Source organism: Dactylosporangium salmoneum (genome assembly GCF_039532525.1).
Classification (GTDB): Bacteria; Actinomycetota; Actinomycetes; order Mycobacteriales; family Micromonosporaceae; genus Dactylosporangium; species Dactylosporangium salmoneum.
The window spans coordinates 1-23781 of the sequence record NZ_BAAARV010000019.1 but is presented as its reverse complement, the minus strand read 5'-3'; the positions used below and the strand labels follow the sequence as shown (position 1 = coordinate 23781).

Sequence of the window (23781 nt, the reverse complement as noted above, 5' to 3'; positions counted from 1 at the left end):
GACGGGGGACGCGCTGCGCCCGGCCTTCGGGTCGGGCGAGGATCGCAACAACAAGGTCGCGGCGTCCAACCGACTGAGCTTGGGCGAGCTGCGCTCGGCCTTCGGGTCGGGCGAGGATCGCAACGCCAAGGTCAACACCTACGCCGCGGCCGGGATCGGCTGCGCCCGGCCTTCGGATCGGGCGAGGATCGCAACGGCACCTCTTTGGCGTTCCCGAGCCGGTCGGACCGGACGATGCTGCGCCCGGCCTTCGGGTCGGGCGAGGATCGCAACGTCGTGCCGGGCATCAGGATGCACCTCTACTCTTCCGCTGCGCCCGGCCTTCGGGTCGGGCGAGGATCGCAACAGCTTCGTCTCGCAGGAGACGATCGTCCTGATCGGCGGCTGCGCCCGGCCTTCGGGTCGGGCGCACCAGCAACTACACGCCCCGATCATCCTGATCTGGGACAGCCTCAACACGCACGTCAGCGCCGTGATGCGCGCGTTTCTCGACGCGCACCAGCGGTGGCTGACCGTGGTACGGCTGCCCGCCTACACCCCGGAACTCAACCCGGTCGAAGGCGTCTGGGCACACATGAAACGCGGACTGAGCTACCTCGCCGCCTGCGGTCTGGACCAACTCGCCGCCACCGTGAAGACCCGGCTGAAGCAGATCCAGTACCGACCGGACCTCATCAACGGCTTCCTCGCCCAGACCGGCCTGGCCCTTGGCCCGCAGCCGCCGTAACCAGCCACATCCCTGTTCAGCCACCCGCCGCGAAGCCGGGCGCGAACCGGGCCGAGGGACTTCCGTGCTTGGCCCACCACCGTCCACGACGTACCTCCACACCTGGTACGTCGGCCAGCATCCGCTCTGGATCAACCACGCTGGCCAACGCCTGCGCCAAGTCCTCGCGCAGCTCGGCCGCAGCGTCCTCAACCGTGTCCTGCTCACGCGACCAGTCGATGCCCGCATCCCGCAGCCGTCGCACAGCCAGCTCAGCGACCGCGACCGGGTCATCGACCACGACCTCAACGCGGCAGTACACCTGCATCACGACCGGCTCGCCTACCGTCATGACGGGCAGCATTGCACGAAGGCGCAACCTCGGACCAACTCAAATCTCAGTAGTTCAACCTCTGTAGCGGTCGACATCGAATTAGGTAGTCGTCCACACAGCCGGCAGCCGGTACCGGACGGGCCTTTGGAGGCCAACCCGGCTGCACCGTCGGCCAGCCATCGCCGTCGCCACACGTACACCGCGTTGTGCGACACCCGCAGCCGTCGGGCGATCTCCGGGACCGGCACGTCCTGCGCGAACAACGCCGCAGCCTGCAACCGGACCGCCTCACGCGGGCCCGGCCCTCGGCCGTCAGCCCACCACCGTCGGGATAGCGCACCCGAACCAGATACGCCACCCATCGACCGCGGTCACGTCGACACGCCGCAGCGACTCCGACCTAACCCTGACCATTCAATCTCTGTAATGCGGGCCTGCGGCTGGCCAAGGCGTCCGGTGACCGGCAATTCGGTGCCTACATCGTGGCGCTGTCGGTCCAACCAGGCGCTCTACCTCGACGACGCCGCCAGCCTTGCTGCCGTTTTCGCAGTGGCGTATCAGCCTTATGGAGTACAGCGTGATGGCCACAGACACGAGTCCTTGACGCGGTCCCATCACAGTTCGGGTGGTGTCAGGGTTTTGATGAGGACGTCCATCGGTTCCATGTTCGGCGGGCTGGTGGTGCCGACCTGTTCCCATCCCCACGATCGGTAAATCGTCCGTGCGTCGGAAGACGGATTCGAGCATAGCGTGGCGAGAGGTTCTGGACGGTTCGCGAGGAGTCGCGAGAACAGAAGCTGGCCGATTCCCTGCCCGCGCCACGGTCCAAGCACGACCCATTCGATGATGGCGAACTTCTGGTGACCCCGTGTGCGCGCCGGTTCGGCGCCTGCGCTGCGCCACCAACGGTCCGATGGAAATGTGATTCCATAGGCGAAGCCGACTAGTGAACGGTCTGGGACTTCGGCCGCGATGAGAAGAAACCCCTGCCGCTGGCTCTGTTCAGCAATCTGGCTGGCGAACTCCTTCGCGTGGTGTTCGTCTTCGTTGTACGGCGGTTCGCGGTACACGGCGGCATATATTGCCGTGAGTTCCTCGGTGCGGTCGGTGAGTTCAGAGCCGGCTAGCGGTCGAACGGTTGCGCGGTTCATGCAGTGTCCACGAGATCGAGTGCTGTTGCCTGTTCGATGAGATCCCGACTTTCCGTTGTGCGACTGTGCCGAAGGGCAGCAAGACACTCGCAGAGGTGGGCCGCGGCACGACCGGACCTGATGCTAGTGAACTCGCGAAGCGCTGGTACCAGCGTGCGGCACGCCTGCCGGTCATCGCCGTCTGCGAGATGGGCAAGCGCGAGTCGGGCGGTGTAGAGCGCGTGGTTGCGGGTGTAGTGCGGCTCCAGTGATTGGACCACCCTTCGGAGTTGCGTCGCTGCTTGCGCTGGTCTCTCCAGGTAGGTGCTGACGGACGCCTGCTGGGCGGTCAACTCGGCTGCGGTGTAGAAGGACAGCCACACCGGATCAACATCAGACCGGTTCGGTTCAAACGTGTGCAGCGCGCGTGCCATGGCGCTCTGGGCAGCCGAGGCATCGCCGGCCTGCGCCCAAGCGGTGGCTTCGCGAGCGGCCAGAAGTGACATGAGGCGAGGGCTACCCCATCCACGGGCCCGTCGTTGCGCGAGCTGGGCCAGCTGGACAGCTTCGCGGGGCCGGCCCCTGTGCCGTGCCAACATGATCATGCTAGCCAGGACCAGCACCTCAAGGTTCAGATCGTCGGCCAGTTGAGCAGCGCGGAGGGCTTCACCGAAATAGTGCTGGGCGGATGACACTCTGCCGGCGTCGAAGTCCAGCCAGCCAGCCATCTCGGCGAGTTCCCCGTAGGCCAGTTGCAGGTCTTGGCCAACGGCCTCGCTGTACTCGGCGTTCTGCAACAACGCGTCGACCTCGCGCAGACACCATTGGGTGACGTCGCTGACCGGCGTACCGCCGGCCTGGTCGTCCAGCGAATACAACTCGGGCAGCAGGCTTCGGATCTTCCGGGCATGGCCTTGGGTCACGACGCTGGACTGGACGTCTGTTCCGAGGACGGCGGCGATCGGCAGCGCGAACGAGGTGGTCAGCAGTACGCGGCGGTGCATCGGATCCACCTTCTCTGACGGGTTCAGAGCAACGGTAACCCCGTCGATGGCCGCAATGGGAGCGAGACCCGCGAAGCTGCGCGGGGCGCCCAGTCCGTCGACCATCCGGTTGATCGCGCGGATGTCGAAGCACTTCGCGGTGCCTTTCATCAGGCGGGACACGTGTGGCTGGGAAAACCCGGTGAGACTGGCGAGGTCGAGCTGGCTGATGCCGGTGGCAGTGACGACGAGGGTGAGCACGGCGGACCAGTCCCATTCACTGAGGGCCGTGCGCATCTCTGGCCTGAACCAGAGGCCGGGTGGGATGGGTTGCACCAGGCTCGGCGTACCGCGGCGGCTGGTGAGACAAACGCTGCATTGGCCGGTGTCGTTGTAGCGACTAAGCGGCTGACCGCACCCCCGGCAGCGCTGTCCTCCGGCTCCTGCCACGTCCTCACCTCGTCTTATGCGTGCAGGTATACGTCCGCTATGCCATCTCGCGTTGCTCGCCGTCGATCTGTCGATAACTGTAGGCGTCCTACCGCTGCGGATGCGAACCCCCTCCGCTGACTCCTGGCGCCACTGAGCGAGGAACAGATGTCCCCTTCAGCCGACCGGACGCGCAGGTCACGTCCGCGCTGTCTGGCAAAGGCTGCGGCCGCGACCTGCCGTCCCTCCGACGAAGAAAGCCCCGAAGACCCCGTGCGTGCTGGGTTTGCGGCGGAATTGTGGCGGCCGCACAACAGCAGGCGTCTGTGGCCTGATGCCGTCGCGGTCCGCTCCGTGGGCGGCGTAGTTGACATCTATCTGGGGAGCTTGGGGATGGGACCGACGACGCGGTCGCCGATGTCCGGGGCTGTTTGCCGTTTGATCGGTTGGCCGGGCCGGGTGTTGCGGCCGGATCCTGACCGGCAGGGTTTTGCGGTGCGGATCGACTGGCCTGCCGCAGGCGGACTGGTGAGTCACGACTTCGTGCAGTTCACGGTGAGTTTGCCGCGGACGCAACGTAGGGCCGCGTGCGTGCAGAGGTTTTGGCAGCGTGGCCCGTTCCGGCCGCTTGCGGTGACGGTGGCGCCGATGACGTGGTCGGTGTTTGCCGCGCATCGGCAGCAGTGCGGTTCGCTGGCGTGTCCGTCGGTGGCGGCGTTGTACGGGATGGTGGGGGGTGCGGTGTGCGTCCAGCGGCTGGGTTGATCCGTCGGCATATCAATGGTTTCAATGCGTGGCAGTTCATGGTGGGGGCGACGTCGCCGATGGCGGTGCTGGTGGGTGGTGTCGTCAACACCTACGCCGCCACGGGTGTGCTCGGCACACCCCTTGCGTTCCTGATCGTCGGCGGGGCGCTCGGGTTGTTGATGATCGGGTATCTCGCGATGACGAACCGGGAGGGCAACGCTGCCCCGGCGTACGCGTTCCTGGCTTTGGGGTTGGGGCCGAGTTGGGGGATCGCGGGTGGGGCGTTGATGTTCGCGGCGACGAACGCGATCCAGATCTCGTTGTACGGGCTGATCGGTGCCACCACCGCTGATCTGACCGGTGTCGGTCACTGGACGGTGTGGGCGGTCGCGGCGTGGGTGGTGGTGGCGGTGTTCGGGGTGGCGAACTTCTCGCTGGGCAAGGTGGTCATCGCCGTGGTCGGGGTGGCTGAGCTGCTGATGATCGGGGCGGTGATCCTGGCCGCGTTCACACATCCGCATGGCGGGCGGGTCAGTACGGCGCCCTTGGCGGTCGGGGCGTTGTGGGATCAGCGGGGCCAGGTCGGGTTGGTGTTCGCGCTGACGGTGGCGGCGTTCGTCGGGGCCGAGTCGGGGGCGTCGTTTGCGGAGGAGGGTAAGACCGACAGGACGGTGGTCCGGGCGACGGTGGCGGCGTTGGTGGTGCTGCCGGTGGTGTATTGCGCGATGGCGTGGGCGTTGCCGGTGTGGACTGGCCCGGAGCAGATCGTCGCCGAATCCCAGGGTGCGTCGCGGACGGGGTTTCCGTTCACGATCGTGGCCGCCGGCTATGGCGGCGGCATGGTCGTGGTGGCGCGGGCGCTGATGCTGTGCAGCTTCCTGATCTCGGCGTTGTCGTTCCATCAGACGATCGGCCGGTATGTGCATGCGATCGCCCGGGAGCGGGTGATCCCGGTGTGGCTGGCCGACGTTGGCCGGCTCGGCGGGCGGATGGCGGGGGCGACGGCGCCGGCGTCGTTGCTGCAGTCCGGGATCGCCTTGGTGGTGATCGGGGTGTGCACGCTGCTGCGGGTCGACCCGATCGGCGGGATGTTCATCTGGCTGTCCTCGGCGGCGGCGGTCGGGGTCCTGGTGATGCTGATCGGGGTGTCGATCGCCACCGTTTTCTACTTCCGTAAGGGCGGCGGCGGCCGCCACGACCCGGTGACCGTGCGCACGGCGGGGCCGGTCCTGGGGGCGATCGCCGGTAGCGGGCTCCTCGCCGTCATCGTGTCCAACCAGTCCGCCGTGCTGGGCGCGACGAGTGCCGGGTTGCAGGCCGTCATCCCGCTCCTGGTCGTGGCGGTGGTCCTGGCCGGGTTCGGGTACGCGTGGCGGGTGCGGCGGCGATGGCCGGACCGCTACGCCGAGGTCGGCCGGGGCCGCCCGGACGAGGTCACGGTTCCGGATCTGCAGGTGGGTTTCCGTGTCTAGCCGCCCGCACCCGCATCCCGACGGCAAGGCGCTGCCGCAGCAGCGACGCACCCGCGCACCGCTCTACCTGGTCCAAGGCCCAGCCGACCAGCTGACCGCGCGCGGCGCGTGGCCGGCCGAGCAGGCACCTGGCACCGCAGCCGCCGACGCGCAGACCGCGTGGCTGCAGCCCGTCACGGCGCCCGGTGCCGGTGGCGAACCTGCCAGAGACTGGCACGGGCCGCAGGCCGGACAGACGATGCCCACGACCGAGTTTGTTCAGGCCGGACGCCCGGATGGAGCCCCCGACGAGCGGCACGGCCGCGTCGGCTTTCCACAGCTGCGAGACCGGGACGGCTACCGCGACGAGGCCACGATGTATCAGTCACCGCAGGGGCCGCCGACCGCAGCCGGCGGGGACGGGACTGGCTCGGCAGGGCCCGGTGTGCTTCGGGCTGCCCAGTCCGAGCCGTTCCCGGAGAGGTCGCCGCGGCTGGGGATGCCGTGGCCGCGCCGCCCGTATGAACTGGTGCCGCCGTCGCCGGAGCTCGGTGGGGAGGTTCGCCGCCGTCCGGATTCGGAGATCGACCCGGCGGAGCGGGCGGGGGTGACGCGGTTGCGGTGGGCGGTGGTGCACCGGCTGACCGAGATCACCGTGAACCACGCGGAGGCGGCGTGGCAGCTGCGCTACAGCAAGCCGGTCGCGCCGACGCTGGTGGTGCTGCTGTTCGCGGTGCCGTACACGGAGCAGGGCCTGTTGCGGTTCGCGTTGCGGGCGGATGCCCGCACGTGGCATCAGAGCGACCGGGTCGCTGACGCGGCGGCGGTGCTGCAGGAGATGGCGGGAATCGTGCACCGCGGCTGGCGCCAGCACGACGTGCCGTTCGATGTGCGGGCGGCGCTGACCAACCAGCCCGACGAGCAGTGGACCGACGAAGACTGGCGACGCCGGCCCGCGTTCGTCGGGGTGGCGTTGTCGACATTGGACACCAGCGAGTACGGGCCGTGGAACCGGGCACAGGGACGTGCCCGGTTCGGTGATGACGTGCCGTCCGAGGTCCTGGCCCAGTTCACCGACGGTGGCCGGCTGCGGATCATCCGCCATGCGGCCCGGCAGTATCACCGCATCGAACGGCAGGCCAGCATGTCGCTGCACCCGGACCGGCAACCACCGGCGCTGCCGTGGGAGTCCACCCCGGCGTTGAACCGGATCTGGCCCACCGACCCGACCGCCTACAGCTGGCACTTCCTGGGCGAGCTGGCCCGCACCGTCTACTGGGGGTGGCGGGCATGGCGGTGACCACCGGCGGGCCGCTCGCCGTGACCGCGGATGGGCCGCTGACCCTGGCCGGGGTGCGGGACCTGCACCGGCGCTGGCTGGACGGGGCAGCGTTCGACATCGGCTATCCCAACGCCGTCGACTTCGACGCGTCGATGCTGCTGCGCCTGTTCGATGTCACGCTCAACAACGTCGGGCACCCGTTCACCCCGACCAGTGGCTTCTCCGGCCACAGCTTGGATCTGGAGCAGCAGTTCATCCGCGAGCTCGGGGCGATGTTCCGCTGCCCGGCGGAGGCGGTGACCGGGTTCGTCACCTCGGGGAGTACCGAGGCGGTGCGGGCCGCGATGCTGACGGCCCGCACCCGGTTCCGGCGCCGGCTGATCGTCTACGCCTCCACCGCCGCGCACACCTGCGTGGCGAAGCTCGCGGAGGAGCTGTGCCTGCCGCTACAACATGTCCCGGCCCACGCCGACGGGACGATGGACACCACCGCACTGACCGAACTGGTGCAGCAGCGGCGCCGGGGGATGGCGGTGCTGGTGGTGGCCACGATCGGCACCACCATGCTTGAGGCTGTCGACGATGTCCCGGCGATCCACACGGCGCTCGACGCCGCCGGCGTCCCTGCCCGGTCTCGCTGGGTCCACGCCGACGCCGCCCTGGCCGGGATCCCGCTGGCCATGCTCGACCCGGCCAGCCGGCCCGGATTCGACATCGCTGACGGCGCCGACAGCATCAACATCTCCGGCCACAAGTTTCTCGGGGTGCCGACACCGTGCGGGGCGATCGTGCTCCGCACCGACCGCTGCGCCCCGCCGGACCTCACGCCCACCTACACCGGCGCGCCGGACCTGACCCCGGCCGGGTCCCGCTCCGGCCACACCCCGGTGCTGATGCTCGCCGCGCTGCGCGGCTTCGGCACCGACGGGCTGCGGTCCCGGGCCGAGACCTGCCGGTCGTACGCGGTGGCCTTGGTGGAGCTGCTCACGGCGGCGGACGTCCCGGCGTGGCGGCACCAGGACGCCTTCACCGTCGTCTTCCCCGCCCCGTCCGACCGGCTCCGCGCCCGCTGGCCGCTGCCGGTCCAGGACGGCTGGGGCCACGTCATCTGCATGCCCGGCAAACCCTTCACCAGATACGAACGCTTCGCCGCCGAATACCTCACCGACCGCCGCGACCACGGCGGCCACCCCCTCGGCCGGCCACCGGCCGTGGCATCCGACCTCGAGGACGCGATCGCATGCTGACCCTGCACACCCCGCTGCGGCTGCTGCAGCACATCCCGACCTTGCGCACACCCGCGGCAGCGGCCTGCACCACCCTGTATGTGCTGCGCGCCGGGCAACTCGTCCACATCGGCGCCGCGCCAGGCAATGACGGCCGCTGGATCGGCTGGCCGCTAGGCCGCGGACACGGGCCGGACTGCCGGGCCGTCCTCGACGACGCCGACCTCGCAACAGCCGTCCCGCCGGCCTGGCTGACCCTCGCTGGATACCCCGACCCGGAGCTACACCCGGCCGGATACCGGGTCGCCTGGTGCTCCAGCATCTGGCAGCAGCACGGTGCCCGATTCGGCCAGGCCGCGCGTCAGCTTGGCATCGCCGCGTACCCGAGCAGGCCGCCAACCGGCCGCCCCGCACCGTGGTTCGAGGTTCGTCACGGCCTGCACGGCTCTGCGCTCGCCGACCGCGGCAGCATCCGCCGCTATGCCTTGGCCGCACGCATGCACCCGGTCGGGTTTGGGCGCCATGTGGCTGTGCTGCTGGAGGCCGGATGGTTGATGCAGGCGTCGGTTGCCGGCGAGGCGGTGTTGCAGCTGACGTTTCCGCGCACGGCCGACGGGCCTGCGGCGGCCCCGCATCTGCCAGCCCTGATTGGCCGCGCATGAGTGCGCCGCGCAACGACGTTTCGGCCGCCACTGCGGCCGGTGCCATCGACCGCTGCCAGGGACGTACGGCTCCCTTCGACAGGCAGTCGTATGTGCCGGCTTGGCGGCCGGTCCAGCCGGGATGGCTGCGATGAGCACCGGCAGCAGCGAGCAGTTGCGTCGATTGCGGGCCGCGGTGCTGGATCTGCTCCCAGGCTCGGGTCAGGAGCCGGTGTCGACCAGCGACCTGCGCACCGCGCTGCGCCTGTCCGTCTACGAGCACAGTGCCCGTCTGTGGCCGATCCTCAACCAGCTCGCCAATGACGGCGTCGCCGAGCGCGTCATCCGGCCCGGCCGCACCGTGCGGTATTGGCGGCGTACCCCCGCGTCGGCGTCAGACGCCGCTGGGCAGTCGTCAGGGCAGCCGCAGGAGCCGCGATGAACCACCTGTCGTCCGCGACCGGTGCTCGCGGCCCATGGACTGCACCGCCGGTGCGCGGAGTCGATACTGCACGCGCCGGCCTCTCCAACGCGCTGCGGCCTGTGGGTGGTGCTGCGGCGCGCTCGCCGGGACGGCCGCGGGGAAACGGTGCCCGCGCGGCCGTCCCCGCCCCAACCTGATGTGCCGGGCCTGCGAACGCCTGCCGTGCCGCCGTAGCCGATCAGGCCGGGACAGCCGAGCTGACACGCAGCTGCCGGTTTGCGGCGCCACCAATGGTGGGCCGTGCGGTGTCTGGAGGCCGGGCGTCGACGTGCCGGGCGGTGCACCTGCACTGCCGAGGGCTCGGCCCGCTGCCGGCGCGGGGTGGCTCCGAGCCTGCAGCCTCCGGACGCCCGGGGCTACCCCCGCACCCTGCCGACGCGAGCCAACACGCACATCCAGTACAGCCCCGACATCCGCATTGCGCCGCACGGAGCCGACATGTTTCTCGACCGACCATTGCCGTCGCCCCGGCCGCGGCTGCTCCCCGGGACACCGGAGGGCAGCTGTGTGTTGACGGTGCCATTTGCTGACCCGTTCGCTGCCGTGCTGGCAACCAACACGGTCCAGCGCGCCAAACGTGAGCACGGCGCGCGGCTGGTCTTCGCGGTCTGCGGAGCATGCGAACTGTGTCACGTCTACGGCGGCGCCCTGAGCGCGATCGCCCGGCTCAACGAAATCGAGCCGACCGTCCTGCAGCCTGCCGCGGCGACCACGCACAACGGTGCCGGCTGCCGGGAACCGCACGAGTCGCTGCCCGGGTTCCCGGCCGCAGCTGAACTCGTCGACGGCAGCTATGCCGACGCCGTGCGGGTCAGCAAGCAACGCGCCGCGCAGCTCGGTGGTGTCGACGGCAACGTGCCCGGCCCGTGGGGCAACCACGGCCTGTATGCCTTGGCCGCGGATCTGGTCGATGTCTTCAGCGGACTGTCCGCGCCGCCGCTGGTGATGTGGATGCCGTTCGACCCGGGCACGTGTGTCGCCGTCGATGCGGCGTTGCGTCTGCTGGGCTGGCCTACTGAGCTGGTCGCTGTCGGCATGTCCGACGGTGAAGTGAGCTGTGGCCGGCATCAGCGCTCGCCCCCTACCTCGGCGCGCGGGCTGCCGCGAACCGGATCGAGCCGGTTGGGGCCGGCCACGCCGCAACAGCACAACAGGTCCTGTCCAGAACCGGTGTGACCGGCGCTCGCCTGCACGACGCCCATGGATTGGCCGGTCTGCTCGCCGCGGACCGCGGCACGCTCACCGACCGCAATCTCGTGCTGCTGCCGCAGGTTACGGCCGGCGGCAGCTTCGCGGGAGGTGATCGCTGATGCCGTTTATCACCAGCCGTCGCGGCGCGGACGGATCGGTCGTCGCGATGGGGAGAGCCCGTCAGCCCAGCACGCGAACCGGAGCACGACCGCGATCCGACCGAACTGCACGAACGGAGCCCGCCATGACCGTCCCAGCCGTCCCCGCCATGGTCGCGGCTATCTCGGTGACGATGCAGTGCGCGATCCCGATCGGCGATCCGCCGCCCGCGGGAGGCCAGGTTCCCGACGAACGGGACCTTGCCTGGGCGGTCGCTGATGCGATCGGCGATGGCCGGGTCGCCGCGGCGCTCCGCGCGGTGCTGCCTGGCGCTAGCGCCGCCGTCTCGGTGCGGGTCACCGCCGGTCACGTCACCCTGGCCCTGGCCTCGGACCTGGTGGGTGTCCGGCAGTCTCCGGCAGGCGCGGACTGCGTGGTGCCGTCGACGGTGCTGGTGCTGCCGATCTCCCGTACCGATCCGAGCTACGCGTGGTTGATGGCGGCGCATCAGCCTCGGCGGCCAGGCTGGTGCTGCGCCACGTGCGGGACGCCGTGGCCGTGCGCCATCCAGCAGGCCGACCTCACTGCCGCCGTCTACGCCGGCAATGGCCGCGGGGTGGGCCTCACGCTGACCGCTAATGTCGCCTGTGCCTGGCTGGATCAGCCCGATGCCTGTCCCGGCTGCGTGACCGGGCAGTTCTTCGGCTGGGTCGATGACGACCTGTATGCGCTGATCATCGCCGAACCAGATGCGCCCGCAGCGGCAACCTGCGACAGTTCGACGGCGCATGACGGCGTGACCGGCCTGGCGCCAGACGCCGAGGCGCAGGCACGGCCCTCCCGACGGCCCGTCAGGCTCGCTGCCCACCTGCCGGACTGCCCGGCCGCGCCGCCGGAACCGGGCCGGACCGCCACAACCCGCGGCACGGTGGCCCGTCCGGGTGGTGACAGCGCATGACGACCCTCGACCGTCCCGCCTGGCACGACACCGTCCGCCTTGCCGCGCTGATCGCCGAGGAAGATTCCGCCGACGTGGCCACCTCGCTCCTCGCCGAGGTCCTCGGCAGGCTCGATCCGGCCACTGCGCTGCCGGACGGCCTGATCATCGAGGCGGCGATGCTGTATTCGCGTCTCGTCGATCCGGTCGCGGACCTCGTGCCCGATGATGTGGCCTGGGCCGGGTACGCGTGCCGGGCGGCGCGGGTCCGTTGCGGCCCGGACCATGTCACCACGATCGCGGCGATGGAGAACCTGGCCAGCGTGCTGTACGTGCGTGGCCGGTTCGACGAGGCCAACCGGGTACGCCAGGACCTGATTCAGCTGCTCCTCGACCGCGGCAACATCGACGCGCACCTGATCCAGCGGATGGAACTGGCCGAGCAGTTCCACGCGGCCGGGCGCTGCGACGACGCGATGCGGCAGGCGCAGGCCGCATGGCAGGACTGGACCGGCCGCTACGACCCGGCCAGCCCCGAGTCGCGGTGGATCATGTTGCAGTTCACCAGCATGCTCATCGCCTGCCACCAGTTCGACGAGGCCAAGGCGCTGCGCAGCCAGGCGCAGTTCGCACTGCCCAGTAGCGACGATCCGATCAAAGCCGGCTACGACGCGTTCATCGCCACGGTGCCCGCCACGATCATCCACCATCGACCGGTCTGTGCCCGCCGCCGGGACACGGCGGCAGCCGACGCGTCCGGGCGGGAGGGGCTGCGCTGATGAGCCGCTTCCGCCGTCCGGTGCGGCTACGGCTGACCGGCCGCCGCGCCCTCAACCGCGCCGAGCAGCTACTCGGCGACGGCCACGCCGCCGAGGCCGCGGCGCTGATGGTGAAAACTTACCTGCGGCACGAGCACCCGCGGACCGCCGCACCGCACGAGGACCTCGTCGACGCTGTCGGCTGGTACGTCCAGGCGGTCGGCGCCGACCCGGCCGCTGTCCCGGACCCGCTGGCGTGGGCCCGCTGGGCGTATACCGCCGCCCAGCAACTGCACGCTGACGGCCCTGATCTGGACGTGCTGCAAGTCGGCGCGGACACGCTCACCCACGCGCTGCTGCGGGCCGGGCAGTCCGAGGAAGGCATCGCGGCGCGGCGCGAGTCGATACAGGTCGCCGTGTCGCGGGGCGACACCGCCGGGGCTCAGCGCCGGCACCTGTACCTGGCCTCGGAACTCCACCTGATCGGCCGCTGCGCTGAGGCCGCCGACGAAGGCATCGCCGCGCTCGAACCCATCTCCGGCGCTGACTGGGCGGCCACGACCGACGACATCAGCGCCGTCGTCGGGAACTTCATGGGGCTGGAGTCGTGCCACCGCCACGACACCGCCGCCACGCTCGCGGCCCGCCTCGGCCGCCATCCCGCCAGCCTGGCCGCCATCGCGGACGTCGTGTTCGAACCCGACATCCAGAAGCTGCTCAACACGCTGGCACCGGCCTTCCGAACGCACACCGCGCAGCACCACGCCGACGAATCGTGTGACCAGCCGGACTGCCCCCTCGCCCTCGACGGCGCGGTGGGTGCCCGCCTCTACGGCGCGATGCTGTCCAGCCACGACCCCGACACGGCACCGCCGGACGTCGCACTGATCCGGCTCGCGACCCGCTTCGTGATGTTCCCCGACGCCGACCAGCAGACGGCAGCAGACGCTGCCGCATGGGCCTCCTACACCCACCGAGCCAGCCTCGCCCTGCCCACCGCGGGCGTCGACGACATCACCGCCGCGACCGTCGTCGCTCTCACCGTCACCGACCGGCACCGCAACCACCAGGCCGGGATCGACACCTGCCGCGCCGCCCTCGCCGCGCTCACCGGCCACGCCGGCATCAGCGACCTGGTCGCCGTCCGCCTGCGACTGGCCCAGCGGCTGCACCGCGCCGGCTGCTGCACTGACGCGCTTGCCGAAGCAGCCGCCGCCCTCACCGCCTACGACACGGTCCGCACCGACCGCGACATCACGGCCGTCACGTACTTCCTCATCGTGGCCGCGATGTTCGACGGCTGCCACCGCCACCAGGAGGCCCGCGGCCTCGGCGGGTCATTCGACGGGCCCTACTTCAACGACCAACACGACGTCGTGGACCACTGGCTCGACACGTTCGAGGAGTCGCGCCTGTCCATGTTCGAACACACCCGCACGTTCCACCCCGACCAGGTATGCGCCGAGCAGACGTGTGCGAAGAACCTGGCCACAGCGGCGGACGTCCCGCATCAACGGGCCCTACGCCACATCATGAAACTGTACGAGGAGCACCGTGTCGCCGACGCGGCGCAAGCGGTCCGCCGGCACCTCGCCGCCTTGGATCCCGAGACGAGCCCGGCGTCGCGGCCGTTGGCCGAAATCGCGGTCTGCCACCTCGTCAACGCCGTCGAACGGGCGCAGGGCGAGCGGGATGAGTCCGTGCTGCCGTGGGGCCGCTACGCCCGCCGCGCCGCCGACGCCCTCGACCCCGACCGTGGCACCGGCTGGGCCGACCTCGGCACGCTCTTCGCGGGGGCCGCGACCGGGCACGGTGCCCACACGGAGGCGATCGCAACCGCACACGAGGTCTGGCAGCATTACCACAGCCGCGGTGACACCCTCGCCGCCCTCGGCGCCCGGCTCGACCTCGCCACCGCCCTGCACACCGCCGGGCACTGCGACAACGCCCGCCAGCACGCCACCGAAGCCTGGACCGCCACCCGCTACCACCTTGATCCCACCGATCCCGAGCAGCGGCTCACCGGCCTGCTCGCCGGGATGAACCTCGTGCACCTACTCGGCGACTGCCACCACCACGACGAAGCGTTCGCCGTGCTCAAACAGAGCATCGAGAGCTACGACAGCGGTGCCGAACCCGGCGTCGAGCAGCGGGAGCGACGCTGGCAGCAGGAATGCCGGCGGTTCATCTGGCGCAGTCACCGCCACCGCGCCGCCTTCCACCGCGACGATCCGTGCCACGGCGAGCGCGACCACGACGACATCGCCCCCGAATCCGCCGCGACGCTGGTCCCCACCCACCTCGACATCGCTGCCCTGCCGGGGGTGGTCCCCTCATGACCCCGCCCGCCCCCGCCCTCGCCCGCCCCCGGACCGGCCTGCCCACCACTGCCGCGGCACATCGCCTGCCAGGCGGTCGCGGGCAGCGCACACCCGACACGGCCGCAGGAGTCGCCGCATGATGCGCGAACCGCTCGACACCACCGTGGCGGACGCCGCCCGCCGCTACGACTACCTGCTCGGTGGCAAAGACAATTTCGCCGCCGACCGTCAGTCCGGCGAGCAGCTCCGCACAGCGTTCCCCGCGATCCGAACCGCCGTTGCCGAGAACCGCCGCTGCCTGCACCGGGTGGTCCGGTACCTCGCCAGTGAAGCCGGGATCCGGCAGTTCCTCGACATCGGCACCGGCCTGCCCACCGCACCCAACGTCCACGAGATCGCCCAACAGGTCGACCCGGACATGAGGGTCGTCTACGTCGACAACAACCCCGTCGTCATGGCCCACGCCCGCGCCCTGCTCACCCCGAAGCCCCCCGGTCTCACTGTCTACGTCGAAGCCGACCTGCGTGACCCAGCCTCGATCCTGCGCAGCGAGGCGCTGCACAGCACCCTCGACCTCACCAAGCCGGTCGCGGTCCTCCTCTTCGCCGTCCTGCACTTCATCGACGACCACGACCACCCCCACCAGGCGGTGGCCGACCTGGTTGCCGCGCTCCCGCCCGGCAGCTACCTCGCCATGTCCCACGTCACGTTCGACCCGCTCCCGGACGTCGCCCGCGCACGGCTGACCAAACTTGCCGACCCGGCCGCCGGCCACGGCACCTTCCGTGCCCGCACCCGCCCCGAAATCACCCGCTTCGCCGACGGCATGCAGCTGATCGAACCCGGCGTCGTATCAGTCGTCGACTGGCACCCCACCGACAACCAGGAAACACGATCAACACCGGCGGAAACCGCCTTCGACGTCTTCGTGGCCAGGCTGCCGTGACCCCATCTCCCGCGCCGCCAGGAAAGAACAACCACACCGAGGTCACCGTCGCGGTGCCCAACGTCGCGGCCGGTGCCCTCGACGCGGACGACCGCAGCGACCGGCGACACCTGCACAGCGCCCCCGCCGATGTGGACCGCTCGCCGACGCTGATCCCGTCGACCCCGCGCAGCCGCGACGACCTCCTCGGAGCGCTGGACGGCGCGAGGGTCGACGAGGCAGGACTGGTGGCCAGCGTCGTCGTCGCGGTACGCGGAAATGCCCGGGATCTGGCGGGGCTGCTCGCTGCGCTCAGCCGCCAGGACCTGGGAACCGGCCTCTTTGAGTTGATCGTGGTCGACAACCATCCGTCGGCCGTGGTGGAGCCGACCGTGTTCGCCGCCGCTGGATTCGCCTGGCAGTTGGTGCATGAGCCCGTTGCGGGTGTGAGCCGTGCACGCAATGCCGGGATCAGGCGTGCGAGGGGCGCATGCGTGCTGATCACCGATCCGGATTCCCGGCCCGGCAGCAGCTGGGTGAGGGAGCTGGCCACCGCGCTCATCGACCAGGCGGCTGCGGTGGCGGGCGGCCCGGCGATACCTCGGCTTCCGATGGAAGCGGCGCTGCGCTCGCAGCTTCGCCAATGGTTCGTGCCTCCCGTCTGGCCAGAACACACGCAGGAGCTCACACCCCCGTATTGGATCGTCGGATGCAACATGGGCTTCCGGCGCACCAGCCCGCCGCCGATGTTCGACGAGAACCTCGGGGCCGTCGGCCGCCGCCATCGCAGCTGCGAGGATCTCGAATTGGTCATCCGGGCGCAGATGGCCGGCCAGCGGGTGCTTCTCGTTCCCGCCGCGGTCGTGCACCGGACAGTCACAGCCGATGACCTTCGGCTGCGAGCGCTGCTCAGCCGGGCGTTCTGGCACGGCGTGTCGGTCGCGCAGCTGCGCAGGAACGTCCCGGCCCGCTACATCGTCGACAGCTACCGGCTACGGGATGTGATCACCGAGCGCCATCACCTCACCCGGCTGACTCACCTGGCTCGCCTCGCCGGATATTGCGGTGCCCGTCTCGCCGCGAAGCTGCGCACGCATCAGCGAGGCGTTCGAGCGACCCAGGCCGTCGCGCAACCCCCAAGATGAGCCCGGAAAGGAAGCTGATCAGCATGGCTGACCCTGTCGCGGTTGGTCTCAACCTCGGACATGACGGCGGATGCGCCGTCATACGCGGCGATGCCATCGTGGCGATCGCCGAAGAACGGCTCAACCGGAAGCGCTACAGCGACGGCTGGCACGCTTCGCTGGCCTACTGCCTCGACAGCGCCGACCTGGACCTCGCCAACGTGGACATCTTCGTGTTCAGCTGTGTGGGCCCTCGGCTGCCAGCAGGGTTCACCGGAGGGCTTGACCGCTATGGCGTCAAGCCAAGCAGGATCGTCAGCGTCGATCACCATCTCTCCCACGCCTACAGCGCGTTCTGCCTGTCGGGCTTCGATGACGCCCTGGTGATGATCGCCGACGGCTCAGGAAATGACCATCAAACTGAAAGCTACTTCGTTGCCGGTCCCGCAGTGCTAACGCGCGTCGGCGGCAACCGTGCAGACCGCCCCCGGGCCGGTGGCGTTGGCGCCGTCTACGAGGCCGTCACCAACTGGCTGGGCTTCGACGGACAGGAGTCAGGCAAGACGATGGCCCTGGCATCCTTCGGCGATGCCTCGACCATCGGCGCATCCTTGTTCGGCATGCATGGACTCGAGGTCGAAGGCCGCCTCACCCGCACCCACGACCGGGGCCTGCTGGACTTCGCCAGAGCCAGTGGCCTAGACCTCGGCGACCCCGGTGACTGGCATGGCCCCCGGGGTCGGGACCTGGCCGCGTGGGTGCAGCACGAGACCGAAGAGGCACTGGTCGAGCTGGTCAGCACGCTCATGTGGACATACCAGCAGCGGCGGGTCTGCTTCGCTGGTGGCGTAGCGATGAATTGCGTGGCCAACGAGGTGATCCGCCAGCGGACAGGCGCGCAGCTGTTCGTTCCGCCGGCGGCTTCGGACCGTGGGCAGGCTCTGGGCAACGCCCTGTTCGGCATGCACCAGCTCACCGGCCGTGTGCCGAAGATGCCGCGGGTGGGCCGCGATTCCTTCGGCCGCACGTACACCAGCGAGGAGATCCATCTCGCGCTGCGCCGCCATCCGCGGGCTGGACGGGCGCACCGGTATCCGATGCCCGCTTTCACCTATCGATGGGAATCCGATCCCTCCACCGTGGCGGCGGACATGATCAGCGAAGGAAGGATCATCGGCTGGTTTGAAGGTGGCAGCGAGCTCGGCGCCAGAGCGCTCGGCTCCCGCAGCATTCTCGCCGATCCACGCCGCGTCGACGTCCGCGATCAGCTCAACAGTCGCATCAAGCATCGCGAATGGTTCCGTCCCTTCGCGCCCGCGGTCACTGCTGCGGACGCCAAAGTGTGGTTCGAGCTGGAAGGCGAAAGTCCGTACATGCTCTTCGCGCCGAAGGTGCGAGACAGCGTACGCGACCAGTTGGCGGCGGTTACCCACGTTGACGGCAGCGCCCGGGTGCAGACCGTCGACCCCGACGTGCATCCGGCCTTCCATCGGCTGATCAGCAGGTTCGGTGAGGTCACTGGGGTGCCCGTGGTGCTCAACACGTCCTTCAATGACACCGAGCCGATCGTCGAGAGCCCGGCTGACGCGCTGGCCACGTTCTGTCACACCGATCTCGATGCGCTCGTGATCGGCAACTACGTCGTGGAGAAGACCGGTGCATGACGGCCATCGGGAATACATACGGGCCGTGGTCCTGTTCGACACCGCCGGGTTCCTGCACTCGCTGCCACTCACGGGTGCTGCCGCCCGTACCCTGGAACTGAACAGGAACCTGCCTGACCACGGGGTGGACGTCACGCTACTGCTGTGTGACCTGAACCCCCGATCCCGGCCTGCCAACGACTGGCCCTTCCCGGTGCGCTACCTGGACTTCGACGTCATGTATGGCAATGGTGACCAGCTCACGACGATCGTCAGCGAGCTCGCCCCGCACGTTGTGGTCATGTCGAACACCGAACTGACCGTCCGGTACGGCAGAGCCCTCGCCGACGCGACCCGCAGCGCCTTGATCTACGAAATGCACGACAACGAAGCCGAACTGGCACGAACCATCGGCGGCAGCGGCCCCGAGGTGCGGCGGGCGGCCACGCTGCAAACCGCGGCGGCGACCCTCGCCGACGCGGTGGTCACCTTTACCGGGCGCGACGAGGCTGCGGCTCGCGGCTTCGGCGCTACCGCCGTGTTCGTCGTGCCGTGTGGCGTGAGCCGTGATCGGAGAAGGGCCGTCCCGCGCGCCGATCGGCCGGCGGCGGCCGTGGCGTTTGTCGGCAACCTCTTCTACGAGCCGAATGTCCGGGCCGTAGCGTTTCTGCACGACCGGTTGCGCGAGAGGCTGGCGACGGTTGGCGGCTGGATCGACGTGTACGGCCGCTATCCACGCACGCTGCGCCATCTCAGCCTCCCCGGTATCCGGCTGCACGGCCCGGTGGTCGACCTCCAGGCAGCTCTTCGCACCGCCGCTGTGGGCGTAGCGCCGTTGGACTCCGGCGGCGGGATGAAGCTGAAAGTGCTGGCGTACATGGCGGCCGGCCTGCCCGTGGTCGGCACCAGAGAAGCCTTCGCGGGCATCCCCGACCCGCAGACCTTCGCGCTGGTCTCCGCAGCCGACGCGATGGCCGACTTCCCGGACCTGGTCACGCAACTGCTCCACGACAAGGCCATGCGAAAGCGACTCGGCGATGCCGGCCGTCGGCTCGCCCTCAATCGGTTCTCATGGCCAGCGCTGGCAGCCCATGCCGCGCACGTCTACCGCAAGACCGCCCAGGACAGCTCACGACCGAACAGCACGCCACACGTGTCGGCCGACGCCCGTCACCTCGCCGACCGCCAGCCATACTGGCTGCTCGAATGGCTTTCCCGGGAGGAACCCCGTATGCACGACCACGCCAGCGCAGTGACACGGCATCCTGTCCTCGCCCGACTGGCAAACGAGATCGAATGCGCCCGTCAGGCGGCCGAATCCGCCCTCGGCGTCGCCTTCGACGGCGAAGCGATCCCCGGGTACGGCGGCCGTTCCATCGTGTTCTTCAGCTCCGAAACCGTCCTCAAGATCTACACGCACCGCCCTGCGGAACGAGCCCGCCGGGAACTGGCCGGACTGGCGCTCGGCGGCCGGCGGCCGGGCTTGGTCACGCCATCCGTGCTCGGCCACAACGACGTGCCGGGCGCCTTGTCCTGGGTGGCGATGAGCAAACTGCCAGGCACGCCGCCGTCCGATCCCAGTGACCGCGACGAGACCAGCCTGCTCGGAGCGATGGCAGCCCGCCTGCACACCACCGGCGCGGAGGAGCTATCCGAGCTCCCCACCTTTCTGCGCAACATCCGCCCGCTACCAGCAGACACCCCCGCGCTGAGCACCCGCCTCGCCACCGTGCTTGACGAGACGAAACACCAGCAACTCGCGCAATGCCGGCAGGGATTCGTGCACGGCGACTTCTCGGCACGCAACACGCTCATCGCACCCGGGCACGACCCAGGGGTGATCGACTTCGAAGGCTGCGGCGTAGGGTGCGTCTACGAGGACATCACCAACCTCTACGTGCAGAACTGCCTCATCGACGGCCGTGACATCAACGTCATCCTGGCCGGGTACCAGTCCGAACAAGCACGGCTGCGCTCCGACGCCGCCGAAATCGACTCAGGGCACCTGCTCTTCCACACCGCCCTGTACTTCCGCTGGGTCCTGCAATGGGCCCCGGAGATCGACGCCCCCCTGACCAGCCAGATCCTCGCCCTCGTCGCGCCCGTGCTGGACGCGCTCGAACACGACCCGCAACATCTCCCATGATCGCCCTCGACGGCATGCCCGGCGCTGGAAAAACCACGCTGCTGCGCCGACTGCATGACGCAGCGCCCGGCCGGGTCAAGATCTTCCCCGAAGCGCAACCAGCAGACCACAGCGACGACCTGGAGATCACCAGAGACCTTCTCAACGAGGCCGCCGACCGGATCGCGACCGCCGGACAGCTCGTCACCGCACAGCCCGGCCTGGTGGTCGCTTCCGACCGCTGCCACATCGGGGTACTGACCTACCGATACGCGCTCGCACAGACCGGCCGCAGCCCTCACCGTGCGTTCGACGACGCTCTGACCCTGTGCCACACAATGGGCCTGCTCATACCCCGCACCAATGTCTGCACGTTGGTCTTTCTCGTCGATCCGGAACGCTCTATCGCCCGCCGAGCCCGGTACGCCACCGACCCTCGGCACGCACTCTGGTTCGATCGGTCGTTCCTCGCCGCCTATCACGACTTCCTGACCGGCCTGGACGCCTGGATCACACCTCATCCCGAACTGATCTCGATCGAGGCTGACGACGACCTGGGCTGGCCCCAGCTTGCCGCACTGCTCCCACGCGCCCACGCCAGCAAGCTGACAGCCGTTCTCGCACCGGAAGCACGGGAGGGCCGATGACGCACGGGCAGGCACCCACGACCCGACGGCTTCTCCGCCAGCTCGCCACCCTGCCAGCAGCACCAGCCGGCTCACGCGCCCACGAGGGCATCGCTGAGCTGATCGACGAAATCCGGACCGTCCTACTCGCGGACGAAAACAGCGATGCGCTGAACATTTCCGCCAGCACGCTACATCAGTGGCGCACAAGGCTCGATCAGGCTCTGCATGCATTCGAGGCAGCCGACCCGGACGCATGGGCGAGCGTCCGACAGCCAGGAACCTGGCTCGACAACCACCTTCGGCTGCGATCCCTCCTCGCGCACGAGGTCGCCAAAGCCTACTGGGACAACACGACACACATCGAATACACGTCCATCGACATCGAACGCTACCTATGGGGTGCCCGATGAACCTGCGACCCAGCATCGACGACGTCACACCGAAACACGTGGCCGCCGCCGAGGCGATCGTCGGTGCACTCGGCGGGCCGGCCAACATCACCTCCCTCGAGCATTGCGTCACCCGCCTGCGCATTGCACTGGCCGATCTGCGGCTGCTCGACGACACGAGACTTCGAAGCCACCCCGCCGTGCTCGGCGTACTACGGCGGGAGACGCTCCAGATCGTGGTCGGACCCGCAGCGGTCACCCCGCTCGCCACCGCCATGGCGCAACTGATCGCCGCCGCCGCAGCCGACGACACTCCATGATCACCCGGACCCTGGCCGTGCTGGCCCCGCTGGCAGGCGCTGTCCTGCCCTTGTCTGATGTACCAGATCCCGTATTCGCGCAGGAACTCGTCGGGCCGGGCCGGGCGATCCTACCCAGTCTGCTGGACCAGACAGTCTCCGCGCCGATCAGCGGCGTGCTGCGGATACTCACGCCTCACGCGTTCGTCGTGGTGGGGCAGGACGACCGGGCGGTCCTGGTTCACCTGGGAGTCGACGCGCACAGCGGACGGCAGCCCGCGGCACAGGCCCTCGCCCAGGTCGGCCAGCAGGTGTCCGCCACCGAGCCGATCCTCAGGTGGCTGCCGTCACGAACCGACCCGGCCCTGCACAACGCGTGCCCTATCGTGGCACTTGAGGCCATAACGAAAGCGCTGCTCGGTGCGTATCAGGGCGACATTAGCGCAGGCAGCCACCTCTTTGCCTGGCAAACCGGCGGCTCCTGAACAACCGAGAACAGCATCAACGCTGCGAGCACATCACGGCGGTCGTCGCCCTCAACATCGGCCGTGCCGGCGAGGAGGTAACGGCAGCTGAGCGTGCCGCGCTATGGGGTGTCTCGTGGATCAACGCGGCCTGCGCCGGGTCCTGGCGGCGGCTCGCGCTGATCCAGAAACACCCCGAGCACGGAAATCCGTTGCGTATCATCACCTTCCGTGTGGTGGCGGGCGGCTTCGGGAGGTGTGGTCCTGGGCGGCCTCGCCTACGCCGCCGACTTCTGCCAGGGCCTGCTCGCCGCCGTGATGCTGCTGCTGTCGAGCAGCATGTTCGCCTGGGGCGCGGCCGGCCTGGCCTTCGGCTTCGCGGCCCGGGACCGCCGCAGCGCGATCGGCGCCGCGGTCACCGTCCTCACCGTCGCCACACTGGTCTACTACGGCATCATCCTCGTCGACGGCCACCGCTGGCGGGATGCCGTCACCGACGGCGATGCCTTCCCCGATATGTCGAGTTTGGTGTCGGTACTGACGGCGACCGCCTTCTGGGCCGCCGCCTCGGTCGCTGGCGGGACGGTGCTGGGACTGCTCGGCCAGGCCATCCGCCGGGCCCGCCCCAATGTCGCGGCGCTTGCCGCGGGCTGCGCGTTCGCCCTGCTGGCCGGACAGGGCGCGGTCGCTGCCACGCACACCCTCGGCGCCGGCTGGACCTGGCTCGTCGAGGGGGCCGCCGAGATCCTGCTCGCCGCCGCACTGACCGCCACCCTGCTCGGCCGCGGCCCCGGCCCGTCCCGCTGGTGGACGTTCGCCGGGGCGGCCGTCGCGCTGCTGGCGGCGAGCTACGCCGTCTGGGTCGAGCTCGACACCATCCGCACCACCGGCAGCCTTTGGTGAGGTACTGAGGGCGTGTCCCGTGGATCTGCGGTGAGGTCGCGTAGCCAGATTTTGATGGTGGCGATGTCGATGGTGGCCAGGCACATGAAGGCTCTCTTGTCCTAGTAGTGCTTTGTTAGGTTTGTCGATGTCTGTTGCGGTGTAGCGGTTTCACGGTTTGGTGGCAGGTGGGGCATGCGCCGGTCCAGGTTGCGAGCAGGAGTTGCAGCTCGTGGATGACTTTGTAGAGGGTCAGGCCGGCGCATCCGCTTTTGGGTCGAGTCGCAGCGTGGTGATGAATAGGTGCGCGGCGGTGACGAGGGTGACGTGGCGGTGCCAGCCGGTGAAGGAGCGGCCTTCGAAGTGGTCGAGGCCGAGGCCGGTTTTGAGTTCGCGGTAGTCGTGTTCGATCCGCCAGCGGATTTTGGCGGTGCGGATCAGGTCGGTGGGGGTGGTGTCGGTGGGTTGGCTGGACAGCCAGTAGGTGACGGGTTCTGGCTGGTCGTCGGGCCATTCGGCGATCAGCCACCGTTCGGGCAGGCTGCCGTCGGGGTCGCGGGTGATGCGGTGCCCGGCCGGGCG

Annotated in this window: 25 protein-coding genes and 1 CRISPR repeat array (1 of these 26 only partly in view); of the genes, 20 read left to right on the top strand and 5 right to left on the bottom strand. The window is 69.4% G+C overall.

The genetic code is table 11. The annotated features are described in order from the left end of the window. Nucleotides 1-346: direct repeats of the CRISPR family, unit length 37 nt; unit sequence GCTGCGCCCGGCCTTCGGGTCGGGCGAGGATCGCAAC; it reaches 141 nt to the left of the window's first position. Nucleotides 347-367: 21 nt separating this feature from the next. Continuing rightward, on the top strand, nt 368-727 hold the full coding sequence (locus tag ABD352_RS57570) for a transposase (protein WP_425553524.1): 360 nt from the start codon (nt 368-370) through the stop codon (nt 725-727). Between the two features lie 16 nt (nt 728-743). On the opposite strand, the gene ABD352_RS10580 is transcribed toward ABD352_RS57570, so the two are convergent. The 4 genes from ABD352_RS10580 to ABD352_RS10565 all read right to left on the bottom strand — a co-directional run bounded on the left by ABD352_RS10580 (nt 744) and on the right by ABD352_RS10565 (nt 3450). After that, on the bottom strand, nt 744-1058 hold the full coding sequence (locus ABD352_RS10580; protein ID WP_344612098.1) for a hypothetical protein: 315 nt from the start codon (nt 1056-1058) through the stop codon (nt 744-746). Further along, nucleotides 1055-1402 (bottom strand): helix-turn-helix domain-containing protein, encoded by a 348-nt coding sequence (locus ABD352_RS10575; protein WP_344612097.1) that lies wholly within the window; start codon nt 1400-1402, stop codon nt 1055-1057. Before ABD352_RS10575 ends, ABD352_RS10580 begins: the two co-directional genes overlap by 4 nt. A gap of 252 nt (nt 1403-1654) precedes the next feature. After that, on the bottom strand, nt 1655-2191 hold the full coding sequence (locus ABD352_RS10570; RefSeq protein ID WP_344612096.1) for a GNAT family N-acetyltransferase: 537 nt from the start codon (nt 2189-2191) through the stop codon (nt 1655-1657). Next, nucleotides 2188-3450, bottom strand: coding sequence for an NsdA family TPR-like regulatory protein (locus ABD352_RS10565; RefSeq protein ID WP_344612095.1), 1263 nt, complete (start codon nt 3448-3450; stop codon nt 2188-2190). The genes ABD352_RS10570 and ABD352_RS10565 overlap by 4 nt, the downstream gene beginning before the upstream one ends. A gap of 830 nt (nt 3451-4280) precedes the next feature. On the opposite strand from ABD352_RS10565, the gene ABD352_RS10560 reads away from it, so the two are divergent. The 19 genes from ABD352_RS10560 to ABD352_RS10470 all read left to right on the top strand — a co-directional run bounded on the left by ABD352_RS10560 (nt 4281) and on the right by ABD352_RS10470 (nt 23220). Beyond that, the gene (locus ABD352_RS10560) at nt 4281-5801 is read left to right on the top strand and encodes an APC family permease (protein ID WP_344612094.1); all 1521 of its coding nucleotides are present in this window, start codon (nt 4281-4283) and stop codon (nt 5799-5801) included. A 586-nt stretch (nt 5802-6387) separates the two neighbouring features. Beyond that, entirely contained in the window at nt 6388-7080 is a 693-nt protein-coding gene (locus ABD352_RS10555; RefSeq protein ID WP_344612093.1) for a hypothetical protein, read from the top strand. Then, on the top strand, nt 7071-8309 hold the full coding sequence (locus tag ABD352_RS10550) for an aminotransferase class V-fold PLP-dependent enzyme (protein WP_344612092.1): 1239 nt from the start codon (nt 7071-7073) through the stop codon (nt 8307-8309). Before ABD352_RS10555 ends, ABD352_RS10550 begins: the two co-directional genes overlap by 10 nt. Beyond that, nucleotides 8303-8950, top strand: coding sequence for a hypothetical protein (locus ABD352_RS10545; RefSeq protein ID WP_344612091.1), 648 nt, complete (start codon nt 8303-8305; stop codon nt 8948-8950). The genes ABD352_RS10550 and ABD352_RS10545 overlap by 7 nt, the downstream gene beginning before the upstream one ends. A 130-nt stretch (nt 8951-9080) precedes the next feature. Further along, nucleotides 9081-9371, top strand: coding sequence for a hypothetical protein (locus ABD352_RS10540; RefSeq protein ID WP_344612090.1), 291 nt, complete (start codon nt 9081-9083; stop codon nt 9369-9371). A 480-nt stretch (nt 9372-9851) separates the two neighbouring features. Beyond that, entirely contained in the window at nt 9852-10589 is a 738-nt protein-coding gene (locus ABD352_RS10535; protein WP_344612089.1) for a hypothetical protein, read from the top strand. Beyond that, nucleotides 10586-10723, top strand: a complete 138-nt coding sequence (locus tag ABD352_RS10530) for a hypothetical protein (RefSeq protein WP_344612088.1) — start codon at nt 10586-10588, stop codon at nt 10721-10723. The genes ABD352_RS10535 and ABD352_RS10530 overlap by 4 nt, the downstream gene beginning before the upstream one ends. Before the next feature lie 125 nt (nt 10724-10848). After that, the gene (locus tag ABD352_RS10525; protein WP_344612087.1) at nt 10849-11661 is read left to right on the top strand and encodes a hypothetical protein; all 813 of its coding nucleotides are present in this window, start codon (nt 10849-10851) and stop codon (nt 11659-11661) included. Then, complete coding sequence (locus ABD352_RS10520) at nt 11658-12419, top strand: tetratricopeptide repeat protein (RefSeq protein WP_344612086.1); 762 nt, start codon at nt 11658-11660, stop codon at nt 12417-12419. The genes ABD352_RS10525 and ABD352_RS10520 overlap by 4 nt, the downstream gene beginning before the upstream one ends. After that, entirely contained in the window at nt 12419-14737 is a 2319-nt protein-coding gene (locus ABD352_RS10515) for a hypothetical protein (RefSeq protein ID WP_344612085.1), read from the top strand. The genes ABD352_RS10520 and ABD352_RS10515 overlap by 1 nt, the downstream gene beginning before the upstream one ends. A 118-nt stretch (nt 14738-14855) precedes the next feature. Continuing rightward, a complete protein-coding gene (locus ABD352_RS10510) occupies nt 14856-15665 on the top strand; it encodes an SAM-dependent methyltransferase (RefSeq protein ID WP_344612084.1) in 810 nt (269 codons plus the stop codon). Continuing rightward, nucleotides 15662-16789 (top strand): glycosyltransferase family 2 protein, encoded by a 1128-nt coding sequence (locus tag ABD352_RS10505; RefSeq protein ID WP_344612083.1) that lies wholly within the window; start codon nt 15662-15664, stop codon nt 16787-16789. The genes ABD352_RS10510 and ABD352_RS10505 overlap by 4 nt, the downstream gene beginning before the upstream one ends. A gap of 23 nt (nt 16790-16812) precedes the next feature. After that, on the top strand, nt 16813-18432 hold the full coding sequence (locus ABD352_RS10500) for a carbamoyltransferase family protein (protein WP_344612082.1): 1620 nt from the start codon (nt 16813-16815) through the stop codon (nt 18430-18432). A 25-nt stretch (nt 18433-18457) separates the two neighbouring features. Further along, nucleotides 18458-20557, top strand: a complete 2100-nt coding sequence (locus ABD352_RS10495; protein ID WP_344612081.1) for a glycosyltransferase — start codon at nt 18458-18460, stop codon at nt 20555-20557. Further along, nucleotides 20554-21183: an AAA family ATPase gene (locus ABD352_RS10490; RefSeq protein WP_344612080.1), complete on the top strand. Its 630-nt coding sequence runs from the start codon at nt 20554-20556 to the stop codon at nt 21181-21183. The genes ABD352_RS10495 and ABD352_RS10490 overlap by 4 nt, the downstream gene beginning before the upstream one ends. Beyond that, nucleotides 21180-21575, top strand: coding sequence for a hypothetical protein (locus tag ABD352_RS10485; protein ID WP_344612079.1), 396 nt, complete (start codon nt 21180-21182; stop codon nt 21573-21575). The genes ABD352_RS10490 and ABD352_RS10485 overlap by 4 nt, the downstream gene beginning before the upstream one ends. Continuing rightward, a complete protein-coding gene (locus ABD352_RS10480) occupies nt 21572-21874 on the top strand; it encodes a PTS transporter subunit EIIB (protein ID WP_344612078.1) in 303 nt (100 codons plus the stop codon). Before ABD352_RS10485 ends, ABD352_RS10480 begins: the two co-directional genes overlap by 4 nt. After that, on the top strand, nt 21871-22338 hold the full coding sequence (locus ABD352_RS10475; protein ID WP_344612077.1) for a PTS sugar transporter subunit IIA: 468 nt from the start codon (nt 21871-21873) through the stop codon (nt 22336-22338). Before ABD352_RS10480 ends, ABD352_RS10475 begins: the two co-directional genes overlap by 4 nt. Before the next feature lie 210 nt (nt 22339-22548). Beyond that, nucleotides 22549-23220 (top strand): hypothetical protein, encoded by a 672-nt coding sequence (locus ABD352_RS10470; RefSeq protein ID WP_344612076.1) that lies wholly within the window; start codon nt 22549-22551, stop codon nt 23218-23220. Between the two features lie 231 nt (nt 23221-23451). On the opposite strand, the gene ABD352_RS10465 is transcribed toward ABD352_RS10470, so the two are convergent. Beyond that, the coding region (locus ABD352_RS10465) for a transposase (RefSeq protein WP_344612075.1) at nt 23452-23781 on the bottom strand (330 nt) is incomplete at its 5' end.